This window comes from Microbacterium insulae (assembly GCF_042677065.1).
GTDB classification, from domain to species: Bacteria; Actinomycetota; Actinomycetes; order Actinomycetales; family Microbacteriaceae; genus Microbacterium; species Microbacterium insulae.
The window spans coordinates 733563-750015 of the sequence record NZ_JBHTII010000001.1 but is presented as its reverse complement, the minus strand read 5'-3'; the positions used below and the strand labels follow the sequence as shown (position 1 = coordinate 750015).

The 16453-nt window shown below is 70.6% G+C and carries 15 protein-coding genes; 12 read left to right on the top strand and 3 right to left on the bottom strand.

Features of this window, described 5'->3' with window-relative positions:
• Positions 1 to 60: 60 nt before the first annotated feature.
• The 10 genes from ACFQ0P_RS03625 to ACFQ0P_RS03580 all read left to right on the top strand — a co-directional run bounded on the left by ACFQ0P_RS03625 (position 61) and on the right by ACFQ0P_RS03580 (position 11380).
• A complete protein-coding gene (locus ACFQ0P_RS03625) occupies positions 61 to 1092 on the top strand; it encodes a Gfo/Idh/MocA family protein (RefSeq protein WP_204980492.1) in 1032 nt (343 codons plus the stop codon).
• Positions 1089 to 1853, top strand: a complete 765-nt coding sequence (locus tag ACFQ0P_RS03620; protein ID WP_204980490.1) for a hypothetical protein — start codon at positions 1089 to 1091, stop codon at positions 1851 to 1853. The genes ACFQ0P_RS03625 and ACFQ0P_RS03620 overlap by 4 nt, the downstream gene beginning before the upstream one ends.
• A gap of 106 nt (positions 1854 to 1959) precedes the next feature.
• Positions 1960 to 2979, top strand: a complete 1020-nt coding sequence (locus tag ACFQ0P_RS03615; protein ID WP_204980488.1) for a VOC family protein — start codon at positions 1960 to 1962, stop codon at positions 2977 to 2979.
• Between the two features lie 85 nt (positions 2980 to 3064).
• Complete coding sequence (locus ACFQ0P_RS03610) at positions 3065 to 4027, top strand: fumarylacetoacetate hydrolase family protein (RefSeq protein WP_378771356.1); 963 nt, start codon at positions 3065 to 3067, stop codon at positions 4025 to 4027.
• Positions 4024 to 5022: a cyclase family protein gene (locus tag ACFQ0P_RS03605; RefSeq protein ID WP_204980481.1), complete on the top strand. Its 999-nt coding sequence runs from the start codon at positions 4024 to 4026 to the stop codon at positions 5020 to 5022. The genes ACFQ0P_RS03610 and ACFQ0P_RS03605 overlap by 4 nt, the downstream gene beginning before the upstream one ends.
• Before the next feature lie 35 nt (positions 5023 to 5057).
• Entirely contained in the window at positions 5058 to 6194 is a 1137-nt protein-coding gene (locus ACFQ0P_RS03600) for an FAD-dependent monooxygenase (protein ID WP_204980480.1), read from the top strand.
• The gene (locus ACFQ0P_RS03595) at positions 6191 to 7195 is read left to right on the top strand and encodes an amidohydrolase family protein (protein WP_204980479.1); all 1005 of its coding nucleotides are present in this window, start codon (positions 6191 to 6193) and stop codon (positions 7193 to 7195) included. Before ACFQ0P_RS03600 ends, ACFQ0P_RS03595 begins: the two co-directional genes overlap by 4 nt.
• Positions 7192 to 8169 (top strand): fumarylacetoacetate hydrolase family protein, encoded by a 978-nt coding sequence (locus ACFQ0P_RS03590; protein ID WP_204980477.1) that lies wholly within the window; start codon positions 7192 to 7194, stop codon positions 8167 to 8169. Before ACFQ0P_RS03595 ends, ACFQ0P_RS03590 begins: the two co-directional genes overlap by 4 nt.
• Positions 8170 to 8297: 128 nt before the next feature.
• On the top strand, positions 8298 to 9785 hold the full coding sequence (locus ACFQ0P_RS03585; RefSeq protein ID WP_204980475.1) for an MFS transporter: 1488 nt from the start codon (positions 8298 to 8300) through the stop codon (positions 9783 to 9785).
• Positions 9786 to 9805: 20 nt separating this feature from the next.
• Complete coding sequence (locus ACFQ0P_RS03580; protein WP_204980473.1) at positions 9806 to 11380, top strand: GMC oxidoreductase; 1575 nt, start codon at positions 9806 to 9808, stop codon at positions 11378 to 11380.
• A gap of 64 nt (positions 11381 to 11444) precedes the next feature.
• Here the strand turns inward: ACFQ0P_RS03580 and ACFQ0P_RS03575 are convergent, their stop codons facing one another.
• Together ACFQ0P_RS03575 and ACFQ0P_RS03570 are read right to left on the bottom strand one after the other, a co-directional pair.
• A complete protein-coding gene (locus ACFQ0P_RS03575) occupies positions 11445 to 13340 on the bottom strand; it encodes an amylosucrase (RefSeq protein WP_204980471.1) in 1896 nt (631 codons plus the stop codon).
• Between the two features lie 76 nt (positions 13341 to 13416).
• Positions 13417 to 14091, bottom strand: coding sequence for a TetR/AcrR family transcriptional regulator (locus ACFQ0P_RS03570; protein ID WP_204980469.1), 675 nt, complete (start codon positions 14089 to 14091; stop codon positions 13417 to 13419).
• Between the two features lie 103 nt (positions 14092 to 14194).
• Between ACFQ0P_RS03570 and ACFQ0P_RS03565 the strand changes: the two genes are divergently transcribed.
• Both ACFQ0P_RS03565 and ACFQ0P_RS03560 read left to right on the top strand, forming a co-directional pair.
• Positions 14195 to 15223 carry an NAD(P)-dependent alcohol dehydrogenase gene (locus ACFQ0P_RS03565; RefSeq protein WP_204980467.1) on the top strand — a complete coding sequence of 343 codons (1029 nt, stop codon included), beginning with the start codon at positions 14195 to 14197 and terminating at the stop codon, positions 15221 to 15223.
• Between the two features lie 80 nt (positions 15224 to 15303).
• Positions 15304 to 15792, top strand: coding sequence for a DUF6326 family protein (locus ACFQ0P_RS03560; protein WP_204980465.1), 489 nt, complete (start codon positions 15304 to 15306; stop codon positions 15790 to 15792).
• 47 nt (positions 15793 to 15839) lie between these two features.
• Here ACFQ0P_RS03560 and ACFQ0P_RS03555 read toward each other — a convergent pair whose 3' ends face one another.
• Positions 15840 to 16394: a helix-turn-helix domain-containing protein gene (locus ACFQ0P_RS03555; protein ID WP_204980463.1), complete on the bottom strand. Its 555-nt coding sequence runs from the start codon at positions 16392 to 16394 to the stop codon at positions 15840 to 15842.
• Positions 16395 to 16453: the final 59 nt, after the last annotated feature.

The window sequence follows — 16453 nt, the reverse complement described above, 5'->3', positions numbered from 1 at the left end:
AACAGCTATGGTCATATCCAATAGGACTTATGTAGTCTTTCTGCGAAAGAGGAGGTGAGGATGCCTCACGGAGTCGGCATCGTCGGCGCTGGCCCCGGGGTCTCGGCGCTGCATCTGCCCACACTGGCGCGCCTACCCGAGCACTTCACCGTCGTCCACATCGCCGACGGCGGCAGCGGGCGTTCCGTCGGCCTCGCCGCCCGCGTCGGCGCGCGATCGTCACGCGGGCTCGACGACATCCTCGCGGATCCACGTGCGGAGATCCTCGCCATCTGCAGCCCGCCCGCCGAGCACGCCGACCAGATCCTCGCCGCGGTGGCCGTCGGCAAGCGTGCGATCTTCTGCGAGAAGCCCATCGGCACGACGATGGCCGAGGCGGAAGCCGCCGTCGAGGCGTGCCGCGCGGCCGGCGTGCCGCTGATCGTGGGCACGAACCACTTCTACGACCCCGCGTGGGGCCGGGCCCGTCATCACCTGCAGACGTCGGGCGGACCGGTGGTGTCGATCTCGGTGGTCCTCGCCCTGCCGCCGAACGGTCGGTATCACGACGCCGTCACCGAACTCGAACAGCCCATCGCGGGACGGCCGGCGCCTGATCTGTCCCGCCCCGAGGTGGCCGCCGGGGTCGTGCGTCAGCTCCTCACCGGCCTCGCCATCCACGACCTCCCCCTCGTCCGCGACCTCGCACCCGTATTGGAGCGCGTGGTCTTCGCCCGACCGATCGCGCCGATCGGCTACGCCGTCGGCTTCGTCGCGAGCGGCATCCCGGTGCAGCTCGCGGCCGTCATGCTCCCCGACGGCGCGGACGCCCTCTGGCGCGTGACGGTGACGACGACGGCCGATCGGCTCGACGTCACCTTCCCGCCGGCCTTCGTCCACGCGGGGAGCGCGCGCGTCCGCGTCCTCGCCGCCGACGGGCGGGACACGACGTATGCGCGCGAGGCGGAGGACGGGTATCTCGCGGAGTGGAGGGCGCTCGCGCAGCTGCTGGCGGACGGCGTGCCGGTGGAGTACGACGAGCTCCTCGACGACATGCGGTACGCACTCCGGCTGGCAGAGGATGCCGCTGCGCTCGTGGAGGCGACCGCATGAGCGCCGTCGGCGTCGCGGCTGAGCTCGCCGCGTACCGCGCGGCGACGGCCGAGCTTCCGCGCAGCGCCCGTGCCGCCGCTGCCGGAGCCGGGGTCGTGGTGGTCGTGGACGGATCGGGCCGATGGTGGACCGCTGCGCGATCCGCGATCGCCGGTGGCGCGTCGGGCATCGTCGTCGCCCGGCCCGAGCGCCTGCCGGACGAGGGCATCGGCGACCTGATCGCCTCGGGCATCCCCGTCGTGGTCGAACGCCCGCTCGTCCGACCGGATGTGACCGCACTCGCCCTGCCCGATGGCGTGCGGCCGGCCGCCGTCACCGTCGAGTGCCACGCGCGCGGGCTCGCAGCCGCGCTGCGCGATGCGGTCGGCTGGGCGAGAGTGGTCGCGGGCGGCGCCCTCGTCCTCCGGCAGGCGGCATCGGCCGCGCCCGGGCGCAGTCTCGCCCTGCTCGAGAGCCCGTCGGGGCTCGCGGTGTCGTTGCTGGCGGCGACGCAGCCGGGCGCTCCCGGCGGTGGTCGCGTCCGAGTGACCGCCCTGGGCGAGGAGCTGGCGGAGCTCGATGCCGACGCCGGCGCGCTCCGCCTGGCGACCGCCGATGCCGCGGGCGGCCGGATCGCACCGATGCGCTGGGAGACCTCCGAGCGTCTCGCGCTCCGCCGCGTGATCGATGCCGTGCGAACGGACTCGGGGCCGCGCGACCTCGTTGAGCTCGATGACGACGAACGCCTCGCCCGCGCCATCTTGTCGGCGCCGCGTTCATAAACACCGTCGATCCTGGAGATAGGCGATCGCGCGTTCCCTGATATGCCCGTCTTCGACAAAAGTGGGTGACGGGATAACCCCGAAGACTCACCGAAAGGGATCGAAGATGATCAAGCTGCTTTCGCACTTGTCGTACGTGGCGATCACATCGCCGGATGTCGAGGCATCCGTCGACTTCTACGTCACCCAGGTCGGACTCACGGTCGTGGACCGTGAGGACGACCGCGTGTACCTGCGCTGCTGGGGTGACTACTACAAGTACTCCGTCGTCGTGGTGAAGGGCGACGAGCCCGCGCTCGAGACGATGGCCTGGCGCACGTCCTCGGCCGAGGCGCTGCAGGCTGCGGTCGAGCGGATCGAAGCCGCCGGCGTGACGGGTGAGTGGTTCGAGGGCAACGGCATCGGCCGCGCCTACCGCTTCACCGGCCCGTTCGGCCACAGCATGACGCTGCACTGGGACGTCACGCGTCACCACGACACCGAGGGCGACGCCGCGTCGATCTACCCCGACCGTCCGTCCCGCCGCAGCAAGGTCGCGGGCGCGCCGCGCCAGCTCGACCACGTCACCGTCGCGACGAGCGACGTGGATGCCTTCGTGAAGTGGTACGTCGACGTGCTCGGGTTCCGCTTCATGGCCCGCACGGTGCTGGACGAGGCGCCGGTCTCGGTGTTCTCGGTCCTCACCACGAACGAGAAGTCGCATGACCTGGGCGTCGTGCTCGACGGCTCGACCCGCGCCGGGCGCGTCAACCACTACGCGTTCTGGGTCGACACGCGCGAGGAGCTGCTGATCGCGGCGGACCTCCTCGGCGAGAACGGCTTCCCCATCGAGTACGGCCCGTCGATCCACGGCATCGGCGAGCAGAACTTCCTCTACTACCGTGAGCCCTCGAGCCTGCGCATCGAGCTGAACACCGGCGGCTACCGCAACTACGTCCCCGACTGGGAGGCGAACACCTGGCGGCCGTCGCAGGGCTCCAACAACTTCTACCGGAACAGCGTCATGCCGATGTCGATGACCGAGTCCTTCCCTCCGGCAGACGGCCCGAGCGCGACCGAGGAGGGCGTTCCCGACGAGATCAAGGACGCCCTTCTCAACCCGTACGCCAAGCACGGCCAGGGCTGACGGCTTCGCGGGCGATCCGGTGCTCCTCCTTGCCCGGGTCGCCCGCGACACCACTTCGCGCGATGATGAGCGAGAACGGATGACGATGACGATCGAACGCTTCGAAGCGCCTTTCGCGCTGGTGCGGTTCCGCACCGGCGCGGGCGTGCGACTGGGTCTGCTGGCAGGCGAGAGGGTGCGGCCGCTCTCGAGCGACGACCTCGGCGCAGCCGGCCTCAACGACTTCCTCGCCGCGCCCGACTGGGACCGGCTCTCCGCACTCGCGACGGACGACGGCGAGTGGATGCCGCTGGCCGACGTCGCGCTGACGGCTCCGGTCGAACCGCGCCAGCTGCTGCAGACCGGTGCGAACTACCGCCAGCACGTCATCGAGCTCGTCGTGGCCGGGCTCACCCAGGACGGCACGCGGACGCCCGACCAGGCCCGCTCCTTCGCCGCCGACATCATGGACGAGCGCAAGCGAACCGGCGAGCCCTACTTCTTCATCGGGCTTCCCGCGGGGGTCGTCGGCGACGACGTTCCGCTGGTGCTCCCCTCGTACAGCAAGGTCCACGACTGGGAGCTCGAACTCGCGATCGTCATCGGGCGCGAGGCGTTCCGGGTGAGCCGTGAGGATGCCCTCGGTCATGTCGCGGGGTACACCATCGTCAACGACATCACCACGCGCGACCTCGTGTTCCGCAAGGACATGAAGGAGATCGGCACCGACTGGTACCGCGCCAAGAACGCGCCGGGGTTCTTCCCCGCCGGACCCCTCCTCGTTCCCGCGCCCTTCGTGGACCCGTCGGATCTGAATGTCCGGCTCGAGCTCAACGGCGAGGTGATGCAGGATGCCTCCACCTCGGACCTGCTGTTCGACATCCCCGCTCTCGTCTCGGGCGCTTCCCAGACGATGCCCCTCCTTCCCGGCGATCTGCTGCTCACCGGCAGCCCCGCGGGGAACGGTCAGCACTGGAAGCGGTTCCTGCGCGACGGCGATGTCATGACGGGTTCCATCGAGGGCCTCGGCACGCAGGTCGTGCGCTGCGTCGCGGAGGAGGTGCGATGACGAGCCCGAGCGAGGATCCCGCCGACCTCGACCGCGCCGCCCCCGAGGCCGAGATCGCCGCGCGCGCCGCCGCGGTCCGCAACTGGGGCCGCTGGGGCGAGGCCGACGTGCTGGGCACGCTGAACTTCATCGAGCCGGCGAAGCGGGTCGAGGCCGCCGCCCTCGTCCGGGAAGGCACGGTGGTGTCGCTGTCGCAGGCCTTCGACACGAACGGCCCGCAGAAGGGGTGGCGGCGTCGCACGAACCCCGTCCACACGATGACGGACACCGGCACGGATGCCGAACGGGGGAGCCAGGGCTTCCCGCACGGCATCGGCGGCGCCGATGACGTCATCGCCATGCCCCTGCAGTGCTCGACGCAGTGGGACGGCCTCGGCCACATCTTCGATCACGGCAACGCCTGGAACGGCCGGCGAGCCGGTGACGTCGTGACGAGCGACGGCGACCTCGTGACGGGCATCGAGCACGCGGCATCCGTCATCGTCTCACGCGGGGTGCTGCTGGACGTCGGACGGCACCTCGAGCCCGACACCGGCGAACTCGCCGACGGCTACGCCATCACCGCGCGTGACCTCGAGTCGACGATCGCCGCCCAGGGACCGTCCAGTGCGGTCGGTCGCGGGGACATCGTGGTCGTGCGCACCGGCCAGTACGCCCGCGCGCGCCGCGACGGCTGGGGAGACTACGCCGGCGGTCCGGCCCCCGGCCTCTCGCTCACCACGGCGGCATGGCTCCACCGCACCGAGATCGCTGCGATCGCGACCGACACGTGGGGTTTCGAGGTCCGTCCGAACGAGTTCGACGTGCCCGCGTTCCAGCCGCTCCACCAGGTCGCGATCCCCAACATGGGGCTCACGATCGGCGAGATGTGGGATCTCGACGGCCTCGCCGAGATCTGCGCTCAGCGCGGACAGTGGGACTTCCTGCTGTCGGCGGCCCCGCTTCCCATCACCGGCGCGGTCGGGTCGCCGATCAACCCGGTCGCCATCCTCTGATCCCCACCGTCCACCCAGAACAGGGAGGTTCTGACATGACCGCAGTCTCGAAGGTCGCGATCGCCGGTGCCGGCGTCGTCGGGCTCGCCGCCGCCATCCAGCTCGCCAAGGCGGGCGTCGAGGTCGATCTGTACGAGGCCAAACCCGAGCTCAGTGCGCTGGGCTCCGGCATCTCGCTCCAGGGCAACGCTCTGCGCGCCTTCGACGCGCTCGGTGCATGGGACGACATACGCGCCGCGGGGTACCCCTTCGAGGGCCTCACTCTCCGCGCGCCCGGACCCGATGCGCCGGTGGTGGCGAGTCTCCCGGACGTCAAGACGGGCGGGCCGGACTACCCGGCCGCGATGGGGATGCCGCGCGCCGAGCTCGCGCGCATCCTTCTGTCGCACGCCGAGCGCGCCGGGGCGAGGGTGCACTTCGGGCGCAAGATCACGGGTCTCGACGCGCGGGCGAGCGACGGCGTGGAGGTCTTCGTCGACGACGCGTCGGCGGGCGTCTACGACCTGCTGATCGGCGCGGACGGACTGAACTCCGCGGTCCGCGGCCTCCTGGGCATCGACACCGTGCCCGAGCCCAACGGCATGGGCATCTGGCGCACCTTCGTCTCGCGTCCGCCCGAGGTGGAGCGCACCGAGCTCTACTACGGGGGTCCCGTCTACATCGCCGGCTACACCCCCACGGGCGACGACACCATGTACGCGTTCCTCGTCGAGAAGTCGCAGGACCGGTTCGGCGTCAGCGACGAGGACGCCACCTCGATCATGCTCGAGGAGTCCCGCGCGTACGGGGGTCCGTGGGAGTCCATCCGCGCCGACCTCGCGAAGGGCGCGCACGCGAACTACACGTGGTTCACGAAGCACATCGTCGAGGGCCGCTGGAACCGGGGCCGCGTCGTGATCATCGGCGACGCCGCGCACTCGTGCCCCCCGACGATCGCCCAGGGCGCCGCGCAGGGGCTCGAGGACGCCGTCGTGCTCACGGAGCTCCTCGTCTCGCGCGACACGATCGACGACGGCCTTTGGGACGAGTTCCACGCGCGCCGCGTCCCCCGGGCCACGGCCGTGGTCGAGGCATCCGCCCAGCTCGCGCAGTGGCAGATCGACGGCGATCGGGATGCGGACGCCGGCGGCCTGATCTTCGGCATCGCCCAGCAGATGGCGACCCCGGCATGATCGTCGACGTCCACGCGCATCTGCTCCTGCCCCAGCTGCACGCCGAGGTCGAGCGCCGCGCTCCCGAGCTCGTCGCCGAGGCAGCGGATCTCGAGCGTCGCCGCAACGGCGTCGAGAGCCTCCAGGCCTCGGGCGCCATGGTGCGCGATCGCATCCCGCAGCTGACGGATCTGCGCGCCCGCCTCGCGGCCATGGACGCGCAGGGCGTCGACCGGCAGTGGGTGAGCGTCTCGCCCAACCACTTCTACCCGTGGGCCCCCGAGGGCCTGGCGGTGTGGGTGGCGATGGAGACCAACCGCCTCGTCGCCGAGCACGTCGCTCAGGCGCCGGACCGGCTCGTGGGACTGGGAGTGGTGCCGCTGCAGCATCCCGAGCGGATCGTGGAGTACCTCGACGACGCGATCCTCGGGCGCGGGCTCGCGGGCGTGGAGATCTCGTCCTTCGCGGGAGACGTCGAGCTCTCCGACGAACGACTGGAGCCCTTCTGGGCGCGGGCGGCCGAACTCGGCTGCGTCGTGTTCCTCCACCCGTTCGGCTGCAGCCTCGACGAGCGGCTCGACCGTTTCTACCTGTCCAACACGGTGGGTCAGCCGACCGAGAACGCGGTGGCTCTGTCACATCTCATCTTCTCGGGGGTTCTCGACCGGCATCCCGAGCTGAAGATCGTCGCGGCCCACGGCGGCGGGTACCTGCCGTTCGCGATCGGCCGCTCCGACCGCGCCTGGAAGGTGCGGCCGGAGGCGAAGCGCTGCGCGCACGCGCCGTCGACCTACCTGCGCCGGCTGTGGTTCGACACCGTCGTGCACGACCCCGTCGCGCTCCGGCACCTCGTCGAGGCGGCGGGCGGCGGCAGGGTGCTGCTCGGCAGCGACTTCCCGTTCGACATGGGGCTGGATGACCCTGTCGGCGCCATCCGGTCCGCGGGTCTTCCGCCCGAGGTCGCCTCCCGCATCCTCGGGGAGAACGCCGAGGCTCTGCTCGGCAGCCTGGTGCGCGCATGAGGATCGCTCGATGGCTCGACGGCGCCGACCTCGGCGAGGGGTTCGTGATCGGCGATCGTGTCGTACCGTTTCCGAACGGCCTGCGCGTCGCGCAGGTGCTCGCCCAGGGGCTGCCCGCCGCGCGCCTCCTCTTCGCGCGCGTCGCCGACGAGAAGGGAGCGGCTCTCGACTCGGTGCGGCTGCTCGCGCCGCTGATCCCGGCATCGATCCGCGACTTCGTCGCGTTCGAGGAGCACGTCGAGGGCGTGAGCGCGGGCGTCGAGGGCACGAGCCACGTCGCCCCGGAATGGTACGAGGCGCCGACGTTCTACTTCACCAACCCGCATACGGTGCTCGGACCGGGCGAGGAGGTGCGGCCGCCCGTGACCGATCGGCTCGACTTCGAGCTCGAGCTGGCGGTGGTCATCGGGGGCGTGGACGGCTCCGATGGGCGCAACCTCGATGCCACGGCGGCCCGCGCGCACATCTTCGGCTACACGATCATGAACGACTGGTCCGCCCGCGACCTGCAGGCGCGGGAGATGAAGGTGCGGCTCGGACCCGCCAAGGGCAAGGACTTCGGGTTGTCGCTCGGACCGTGGATCGTGACCGCCGACGAGTTCGAGCCGTTCGAGGACGACGAAGGCTTCCTCGAGGTGCGCGCCGAGGTGCGGGTGAACGACGAGCTCATCGGGTACGACCTGCTCTCCAACGCCGGCTGGCCGTTCCCCGAATTCGTCGCATATGCGTCGCGCAACTCCCGCGTCGTTCCCGGGGACGTGCTGGGATCGGGGACCGTCGGCAACGGCGGGTGCCTCGGCGAGCTGTGGGGACGCAACGGCGCGCTCACTCCGACGCCGCTCTCCGCCGGAGACGTGGTCCGCATGTCGATCGAAGGCATCGGCGAGCTGATCAGCCCTGTCGGGTCGCAGGTGAGGGCACCGGAGATTCCCCACGCCCGCGCCCGGCCTCGGCTGCGGACGCGCGAACTTTAGTTCGTTTCCGACTAAAGCGTGCTACCATGGTGAGGACGCCGGGGCTTCACGGCCCGTTCCCGCAGGCGCAGTCGCATGCGGGGCACACACCGTCGCGTCGATGGCCCGATCGTTCGGGTGAACCGCGCATGCAGCTGTCTCCGCTGAGGCTCCGCCTCCTCGTCGTCTCGCTTCTCTCAGTCTCCTTCCTCGGAGCCCTCGACCACACTGTCGTCTCCACCTCGCTGGCGACGATCGCCGGCGACCTCGGGGCGCTCGAGCACATGAGCTGGATCGTCGTCGGCTACACGCTCGCCAGTACCGTGCTGCTCCCGGTCATCGGAAAGCTCGGAGACCTCATCGGGCCCCGACTCGTGTTCCTGACGTCGCTCCTGGCGTTCCTCGCCGCCTCGCTCCTGTGCGGCTTCGCGCCGAGCATGCTGTGGCTGGTCGTCGCCCGCGTCGTGCAGGGCATGAGCTCGGCAGGGCTCCAGCTGATGTCGCAGACGATCATCGCCCACGTCACCTCGCCCCGGGAGCGCCCCCGCCACATGGCGGTCATCGGTGCGGCGTTCCCGATCGCGATCCTCATCGGTCCCGTGGTCGGCGGGTTGATCACCGACCACTGGGGTTGGCCGTGGGTGTTCTGGATCAACGTTCCGATCGGCCTGGCCGCGCTGGCACTGGCCGTCGTCGCCGTCCCTCACATCGAGACCTCCGCGCCGCGCCGTTTCGACGTGGCCGGCGCGGCGTGGTTCACGGCCTCGCTCGTCGCCCTCGTGCTCGCGGTGACGTGGGCGGGCGACCGGCAAGCGGCGAGTTCCGCGATCGTGGCCTTCGTCGTGGCGCTCCTGTCCTTCGCCGCCTTCCTGTTCGTCGAGCTGCGGGCGCCCGAGCCCATCGTCCCGCTGCGCCTCTTCGCGAACCGGACGATCGCAGCCGGTCTCGCGCTCTCCGCGATCATCGGGATCGGCCTCTTCTCGGTCACCGCGTACCTTCCGACCTACTTCCAGATGGCGTACCGCACGTCGGTCACCGTCTCGGGGCTGGTCCCGATCGCGACGGTGTTCGGGATGCTGGTGAGCAACCTCGTCACGGGCTGGCTCGCCAGTCGCAGCGGGCGCTACCGCGTGTTCGCCATCTCCGGCACCGGCCTGGCCGCGGCCGGGCTGGCGACCATGGCGCTGCTCCCCGCCGGTCTGCCCCTCGCGGTGCCGATGCTCGTCATGTTCGCCGTCGGAGTCGGCACCGGCTCGTTCATGAGCCTCATCGTCACCGTGGTCCAGAGCGCAGTGTCCCGCTCCGAACTGGGTTCGGTGACGGCATCCGTCAACCTCGTGCGCCAGGTCGGCGCGACCGTCACCACCGCTGTCATCGGCGGGGTCATCGCCGCCGGAGTGGCTGCGGCCCTTCCCTCGGGCTTCGACGCCGCCACGCTCACCCCGCAACTCGTCCACTCTGCGCCGCTCGCCGCGCAGTCCGAGATCGCCGGCCTGTACACCGACGTGTTCTCACCGATCTTCATCGGTCTGGCCTTCACCTACGCGCTCGGTGTGATCGCCGCCGTCCTCCTGCCGGCCGGACGCCTGCCGGACGAGCAGGGATCGCCCCTCGACGCCGAACCGCTTCCCGCATGAACCCCCGAGAAGGAGACGCCATGTCCCACGCGCCCCATATCGTCGTCGTCGGAAGCGGCCCGATCGGCTCGGCCTACGCCCGCGTCATCCTCGAGTCGCACCCGACCGCCCGGGTGACGATGTTCGAGGCGGGTCCGCAGCTCACCGAGATCCCCGGACAGAGCGTGCGCAACATCGAGGATCCCGCCGCCAAGGAGCGTGCGCGAGAGATGTCGCAGGGTCCGCAGGCGGGGGCGCTGCGGGAGAGCCTCGGCATCCCTGCCGGCGTGGTCGTCGAGGGCATGTTCACCGCGCGCCAGGGGACGCACCTTCTCGACTTCGGCGGCGACGGCTCGGCGCATGCGTCGACGTTCCCCGCGGCCGCCGCGGCGACGAACGTCGGCGGGCAGGGCGCGCACTGGACCTGCGCCATCCCGCGGCCCGCATTCAGCGAGAAGGTGCCGTTCATCCCGGACGAGGAGTGGGAAGGGCTGATCGAGGCCGCCGAATCGCTGCTCCACGCGCAGCGCGCGGCCTTCTCCGACTCCGCCATCGGCAGCGCGATCCGCACCCTGCTTGACGCGGAGTTCGGCGCGGAGCTGCCCGAAGGCTACGGCGTCGGCACGCTGCCGGTCGCGGGCGACCCGCAGCCGGACGGGTCGATGAGGTGGGCGGGAGCGGACGTCGTGCTGGGACCGCTCATCGAGGCGGGCGACCCGTTGGCGGAGCGCTTCACGCTGCGCGATCTGTCCCTCGTGCGCCGCGTCGAGCATGACGGCACGCGGGCCACGGGCGTGGTCGTCGAAGATCTGCGCACGCGCGAGGTCTCCACGGTCGACGCCGATGTCGTCGTGGTCGCGGCCGACGCCTTCCGCTCGCCGCAGCTGCTGTGGGCGTCCGGCATCCGTCCGTCGGCGCTCGGTCGCTATCTCACCGAGCACCATGTCGTGATCACCACCGTCGCCCTCGATGGCGAGCGGATGGGCTCGCTCGTCAGCGACGACCAACTCGACGTGGAGCTGGCGCGCCGCGCTCAGCATGCGGCGGACCCGGTGGCGGCCGTCAACCGGATTCCTTTCTCGGAGCCCGACCACCCCTTCTCGCTGCAGGTCATGTACGCCGAGAACCCGCCGTTCCAGCTCGATCCGGACAGTCCTCACGCCGGGAACCGCTGGGGCTACGTGAACATGGGCTACGGCGTCCGCAAGCATCCCCGCGCCGAGGACGGGGTGACCTTCTCCGACGACGAGCTCGACTATCGCGGGCTGCCGAACATGACGATCGAGTACGCGCTGACGGATGCCGAGAACGGCGAGATCGCGGAGGCCACCGAGCGGCTGCGCCGAGCAGGCGGTGCTCTGGGAGCCTTCGTCGCGCCGCCGCGACTGCTGCCGAACGGGTCGAGCCTGCACTACATGGGCACCATGCGCATGGGCGAGACGGATGACGGCTCGTCGGTCGCCGATCCGTACTCGCGCGTGTGGGGCTTCGAGAACCTCGTCGTGGGAGGCAACGCGCTGATCCCGACCGCGAACACCATGAACCCGACCCTCATGAGCGTGGCGATCGCCGTGCGCGGCGCGCGGCACATCGCCGCCGGCCTGACGGCCGACTGAGTTCTAAGGGAATCGCGCGGCGATCGGTTGCAGGCACGCCTCTGTTCTCGAGCGAGACGCCGGGCTAGCGCGGTCGGACGCGAAGCCAGAAGAATCCGTGCGCGGGCACCATGAGCCCGCTCGCCAGATTCACGCGTGCGCCCGTGACCACGTCGCTCGCCTCGGACCGGAAGCCCGATAGCGTGAGCGGGTCGATCAGCACCTCGGAATCGCCGACGTTCGCCAGCACGAGGACGACGTCCTCCGACCCGATGCGCTGGTAGGCGACGACTCCGGGATGAGGTGTCTGGAAGGGCGTCAGCGCATTGCCGGCGAACTCGGGCGTGCGCTGCCGCGCCCGGATGAGCTCGGTCAGCCGCGCGTGGATGCGGCCGGCTACCGTCGACGGGTCGTGCCGGGAGGCGTACGCGTCGGCGTCGCGGTGCGGGCGGTGGACCCAGCGGCTGTCGCCCGCGAGAGCAGGGTCGCCGCGGTACCCGTAGTCGTTGAGCTGCCCGACCTCGTCTCCGAGATACAGCAGCGGGATCCCGCCTGTCGACAGCGCCAGCGCGTGGGCGAGGATCACGCGGTCCTCGCCGCCGTCGTCCCCCGCTTCGACGCCGGCGAGCGAGGCGGTCGTCCCGGCGACCCGGGCATCGCCCGTGTTCGGGTTCTCCTGGAACGGCACCCCGCGCGAGAACGTCCCCGGGAACCGGCCGACGTAGAAGTCGTTGAGGAACCGGCGGTGGGAGAATCCGTCGATGCCGAGCGCCGCGGCATCCTCGTCGGCGAACGTCCAGCCGATGTCGTCGTGGCTGCGGACGTAGTTCACCCACGACGTCCCGGCGGGCAGCGCGTGGCGTTCGTCGAGCGCCTTCTGCAGGAGTCTTCCGTCCCTCGTCGCGAGCGCCTCCCATCCCAGAGCCATCTGGAGCGGGTTGTAGGACAGCTGGCACTCCTCGGGCGAGATGTAGGCGATCACCTCGTCGGGGTGCACGATGGCCTCCGACTTGAACAGCACCGAGGGTGCCCCGAGCCGCAGCACCTGGTTGAACGCGCGGAGGAGCAGGTGAGCCTCGGGGAGCGACTCGCACGTCGTGCCCAGGCGCTTCCAGATGAACGCGACCGCGTCCATCCGCAGCACCTCCACGCCCTGATTCGCGAGGAAGAGCATCTCCTGCGCCATCGCGCGGAACACCGCCGGGTTGGCGTAGTTGAGATCCCACTGGAAGTGGTAGAACGTCGCCCAGATCCATCGGCCGTCGGGGAGCTGCACGAACGCGCCGGGGTGATCGTCGGGGAAGATCTCGCGCACCGTCTGCTCGTAGAGGTCGGGCATGGTGCGGTCGGGGAAGATCAGGTAGAAGTCCTCGAACCCGGGTTCGCCCGCGACCGCCTTGCGCGCCCAGTCGTGCTCGTTGCTGGTGTGGTTGAAGATGAAGTCCAGCACCAGCGAGATACCCGCCGCCCGCAGATCGGCGGCGAGGGCGGCCAGGTCGGCCATCGATCCGAGCCGCGGATCGACGTCGCGGTAGCTCGACACCGCGTAGCCTCCGTCGTTGTTGCCCTCCGGCGAGGCGAAGAGCGGCATCAGATGGAGGTACGTCAGGCCGAGCTCGCGGAAGTAGGGGATCTGCTCGCGGATGCCCGCGAGGGTGCCGGCGTATCGATCCACGTAGCAGACTCCGCCCAGCATCCGCTCGGACAGGTACCACTCCGGGTGCACCGCTCGCCGCGCGTCGAGATCCTTGAGGTCGTCCGGCCGGTCGCGCCAGCTCGCCGCCGCTGCCCCGACCACCTCGGCGAGCGCCTCTCGTCCGTCGTCGCGCTCGCCGTACAGCTGCGCGAACAAGCCGTGGAGCACCGGGAAGACGTCGTCGAGTCGGTCGCGGAAGCCGGCGTCCGGGCCGCCCAGCCGCTCGTCGGCCGCCGCTCTCGCGGCGGGAAGGTCGACCGACGGTTCAGGGGCTAGCCGTGCCATGACACTCCAACGCTGGGATCAGGTGCTCGGCATCGTACCGTTCGCAGCCGCCCGCCCGCACGTGCCACGACCGTCCCTAGCCCGACGCTCGCACCGCCTCGAGCGCGTCGAGGATGAGGTCGAGGCCGAAGCGGAACTCGTCCGCGGGGTCGTATCCCGAGGCTGCGAGCGCGGCGGCCGACTCGTTGAGGTAGGGGAACTCCTCGGGCGGCAGCTGCGGGAGATAGACCTGCTCAGCGGCATCCGCGAAGGAGGCGGCGCCGTCGAAGGACAGGCTCGCCTCCTGCAGGGCGAAGCCGTACAGGTAGCTGTCGAGCAGCCAGTTCGCGTGCGTCGCCATCGACACGGAGAACCCCGCGGTGCGCAGGCACCGGGTGACCGCCTCGTGGTGACGCAGGTTCGCCGGCCCCGGCGCGGTGCGCGCGTCCATGAGCCCGATCGCCCACGGATGCCGCGCCAGCACCTGCCGCGCGGAGATCGCTCGCCCGCGGATCGCGGCGCGCCAGTCCTCATCCTCCCGCGGCAGCTCGATCTCGTCGAACACGACGTCGATCATCGCGTCGAGCAGCTCTTCCTTGCTCGCCACGTAGTGGTAGAGCGTCATCGCGCCCGCGTCCAGGACGCCGGCGAGGCGCCGCATGCTGAGTCCGTGGACTCCTTCGCGGTCGGCGAGGCGGATCGCCTCGCTGACGACGCGCGTCCTGCTCAGCGCCGTGTCGGGTCCCGCTCGACGGCCTTCCCTCGCAGCCATGCATCTCCTCATTTGGTGCGGCGACTTGACAACCGTACAGCGTACGGTCATAGTACAGCGTACGACGTACAGTGTACGAAGCCACGACCCGAGGGATGACCGCATGGACACCGATGAGCGACAGACGTCCGGAGAACGGATGCCTCAGGCCGAGGCATCCACGATGCGCGCCGTCGTCCAGCACCGCTACGGCCCGCCCGACGTGCTCGGGCTCGCCGACGTGGCGCTCCCGGCACCCGGGCCCCGCGACGTGCTCGTGCGGGTCGAGGCGGCGTCGGTGCATCCCGGCGACTACTTCGTCGTGACCGGAACGCCGTACATCGTGCGCCTGGCGTTCGGGCTGCGACGACCGAGGCACGGCATCCCGGGGAGGGATCTCGCCGGCGTCGTGGTCGCGGCCGGAGCCGATGTCGCCGACGTGCGCGTCGGCGAGAGGGTCTTCGGCTGGAGTGCGGAGGGGGCGCTCGCGGAGTTCGCGCGCGTTCCGGCGCGCACCCTCGCACCGACGCCGGACGACCTGACGGCGGAGCAGGCGGCCGCGGTTCCGACGTCGGCCGTGACCGCGCTCCAGGCGCTCCGCGACGTCGGGAGGGTCCGGGCCGGGCAGAGGGTGCTCATCACGGGCGCATCGGGCGGTGTGGGAACCTTCGCCGTCCAGATCGCGAAGGCCCTGGGTGCCGAGGTGACGGCCGTGTGCAGCGCCCGCAACGCCGACCTGGTCCGGTCGCTCGGCGCCGATCATGTCGTGGACTATGCGACCACCGACTTCACCCGCACGGGCGAGCGGTACGACGTGATCCTCGACACCGTGGAGGCCACGTCCCTGACGGCCGTCCGTCGAGCGCTGGCGCCCGCCGGAACCCTCGTCCCGATCAGCGGGCGGGGTGGTCGGTGGATCGGACCCCTAGGCCGGGTCGTCCGGACGCGGTTGCTGTCCGCCTTCACGCGCCAGCGGCTGAGGCCTTTCACGTCGGTCGGCCGCCGGGCCGACCTGCTCGCTCTGGCCGAGCTGCTCGGCACCGGCCAGATCTCGCCGGTCATCGACCGCTCCTTCGCACTCGCCGACGCGGCCGATGCCCTCCGCTTCGTGGGCGCGGGCCACACGCAGGGAAAGGTCGTGATCACCCTCTGACCAGGACCGACGAGAACGTCCCGCCCATCCCTCGCCCCAGGGTCGCCACTCGGGTGACCCGGCACACAGAAAGACTTCCCATGACCAACCGACCCGCCGCAACGAGCCCGCTCGACACGTCGCCGGTGCCCGTCCAGACCAAGCTCGTCGCCGCCTGGACGAGCCTCATGTTCATCATCGTCTACGTCGACATCTTCAACTTCTACAAGCCCGGCGTGATCGACGGCATCCGCAGCGGACTCATCTGGGAGTTCGACATCAGTCCCACGCTGCTGACCGTGTTCCTCGCGTCCATGATCGTTCCGGCGGCCATGATGCTGGTCTCGGCCGCGCTTCCCGCGCGCGCCAACCGCATCACGAACCTCGTCGTCGCGATGCTCCTCATCCCGTACTGCGTCTTCAACGCGGCAGGAACCACCGCGGAGTGGGTGCCCTTCTACGTCCTCTCCATCGGGGTCGAGGTGCTCATCCTGGTCTTCGTCCTCCGTACGGCGTGGCGCTGGCCGCGGGTCGTCACCGCACCGGCCGCGCCCGAGGCATCCCTAGCCGGCGCGAGCGTCGGTCGGTAGCGTTCGGCGTCGCTGCTTCGGCGCCGCCGGGAACCGGCCAGATGCCGCTACTCGGCCCGGTAGGTGTGCATGCGCTTCCCGGCGGCGCTGAAGATGCTCAGGACCTCCGCCGGTCCGTCCGCCGTCGCGCTGAGACTGTGCGGCAGGCGGGTGTCGAACTCGGCCGCCTCGCCGCGCTCGATGAGGTGCTCGTGCTCGTCGAGGACGAGGCGCACACGCCCACTCAGGACGTAGAGCCACTCGTAGCCGTCGTGGATGCGCGGCGACGGCGCCTTCTCGGACGGGGGGTAGATGACCTTGAAGGTCTGCACGGGCGAGTCCTCGAGCGTCAGGGGGGCGATCACCATTCCGTCGCGACGCTCGATCGCGCGGCGCACGCGGGGGTCGGCGGATGACGCGGGGAGCAGATCGTCGATGCGGATGCCGAGCTGCCGTGTCAGAGGGAGGAGCAGTTCGAGACTCGCCTGGCGCTTGCCCGACTCGAGGCGCGACAGCGTGCTCGGGGACACGCCGGCGCGCGTCGCCAGGTCTTCGAGGGTCCAGCCGCGCTTCCTGCGGGCTGCCCGCAGGCGGGGTCCGACCTGTTCGAGCACGGCATCCATGAAGCCATCTTGCCATTTATGCAAGAGAGTTTGCGCGCACAGTTGACGATCGCGAAGAG

What these genes read in the sequence shown, in the direction of transcription:
- ACFQ0P_RS03625 (WP_204980492.1), top strand. Translation starts at nt 61, where the DNA reads ATGCCTCACGGAGTCGGCATCGTCGGCGCTGGCCCCGGGGTCTCGGCG.
- ACFQ0P_RS03620 (WP_204980490.1), top strand. Translation starts at nt 1,089, where the DNA reads ATGAGCGCCGTCGGCGTCGCGGCTGAGCTCGCCGCGTACCGCGCGGCG.
- ACFQ0P_RS03615 (WP_204980488.1), top strand. Translation starts at nt 1,960, where the DNA reads ATGATCAAGCTGCTTTCGCACTTGTCGTACGTGGCGATCACATCGCCG.
- ACFQ0P_RS03610 (WP_378771356.1), top strand. Translation starts at nt 3,065, where the DNA reads ATGACGATCGAACGCTTCGAAGCGCCTTTCGCGCTGGTGCGGTTCCGC.
- ACFQ0P_RS03605 (WP_204980481.1), top strand. Translation starts at nt 4,024, where the DNA reads ATGACGAGCCCGAGCGAGGATCCCGCCGACCTCGACCGCGCCGCCCCC.
- ACFQ0P_RS03600 (WP_204980480.1), top strand. Translation starts at nt 5,058, where the DNA reads ATGACCGCAGTCTCGAAGGTCGCGATCGCCGGTGCCGGCGTCGTCGGG.
- ACFQ0P_RS03595 (WP_204980479.1), top strand. Translation starts at nt 6,191, where the DNA reads ATGATCGTCGACGTCCACGCGCATCTGCTCCTGCCCCAGCTGCACGCC.
- ACFQ0P_RS03590 (WP_204980477.1), top strand. Translation starts at nt 7,192, where the DNA reads ATGAGGATCGCTCGATGGCTCGACGGCGCCGACCTCGGCGAGGGGTTC.
- ACFQ0P_RS03585 (WP_204980475.1), top strand. Translation starts at nt 8,298, where the DNA reads ATGCAGCTGTCTCCGCTGAGGCTCCGCCTCCTCGTCGTCTCGCTTCTC.
- ACFQ0P_RS03580 (WP_204980473.1), top strand. Translation starts at nt 9,806, where the DNA reads ATGTCCCACGCGCCCCATATCGTCGTCGTCGGAAGCGGCCCGATCGGC.
- ACFQ0P_RS03575 (WP_204980471.1), bottom strand. Translation starts at nt 13,340, where the DNA reads ATGGCACGGCTAGCCCCTGAACCGTCGGTCGACCTTCCCGCCGCGAGA.
- ACFQ0P_RS03570 (WP_204980469.1), bottom strand. Translation starts at nt 14,091, where the DNA reads ATGGCTGCGAGGGAAGGCCGTCGAGCGGGACCCGACACGGCGCTGAGC.
- ACFQ0P_RS03565 (WP_204980467.1), top strand. Translation starts at nt 14,195, where the DNA reads ATGGACACCGATGAGCGACAGACGTCCGGAGAACGGATGCCTCAGGCC.
- ACFQ0P_RS03560 (WP_204980465.1), top strand. Translation starts at nt 15,304, where the DNA reads ATGACCAACCGACCCGCCGCAACGAGCCCGCTCGACACGTCGCCGGTG.
- ACFQ0P_RS03555 (WP_204980463.1), bottom strand. Translation starts at nt 16,394, where the DNA reads ATGGATGCCGTGCTCGAACAGGTCGGACCCCGCCTGCGGGCAGCCCGC.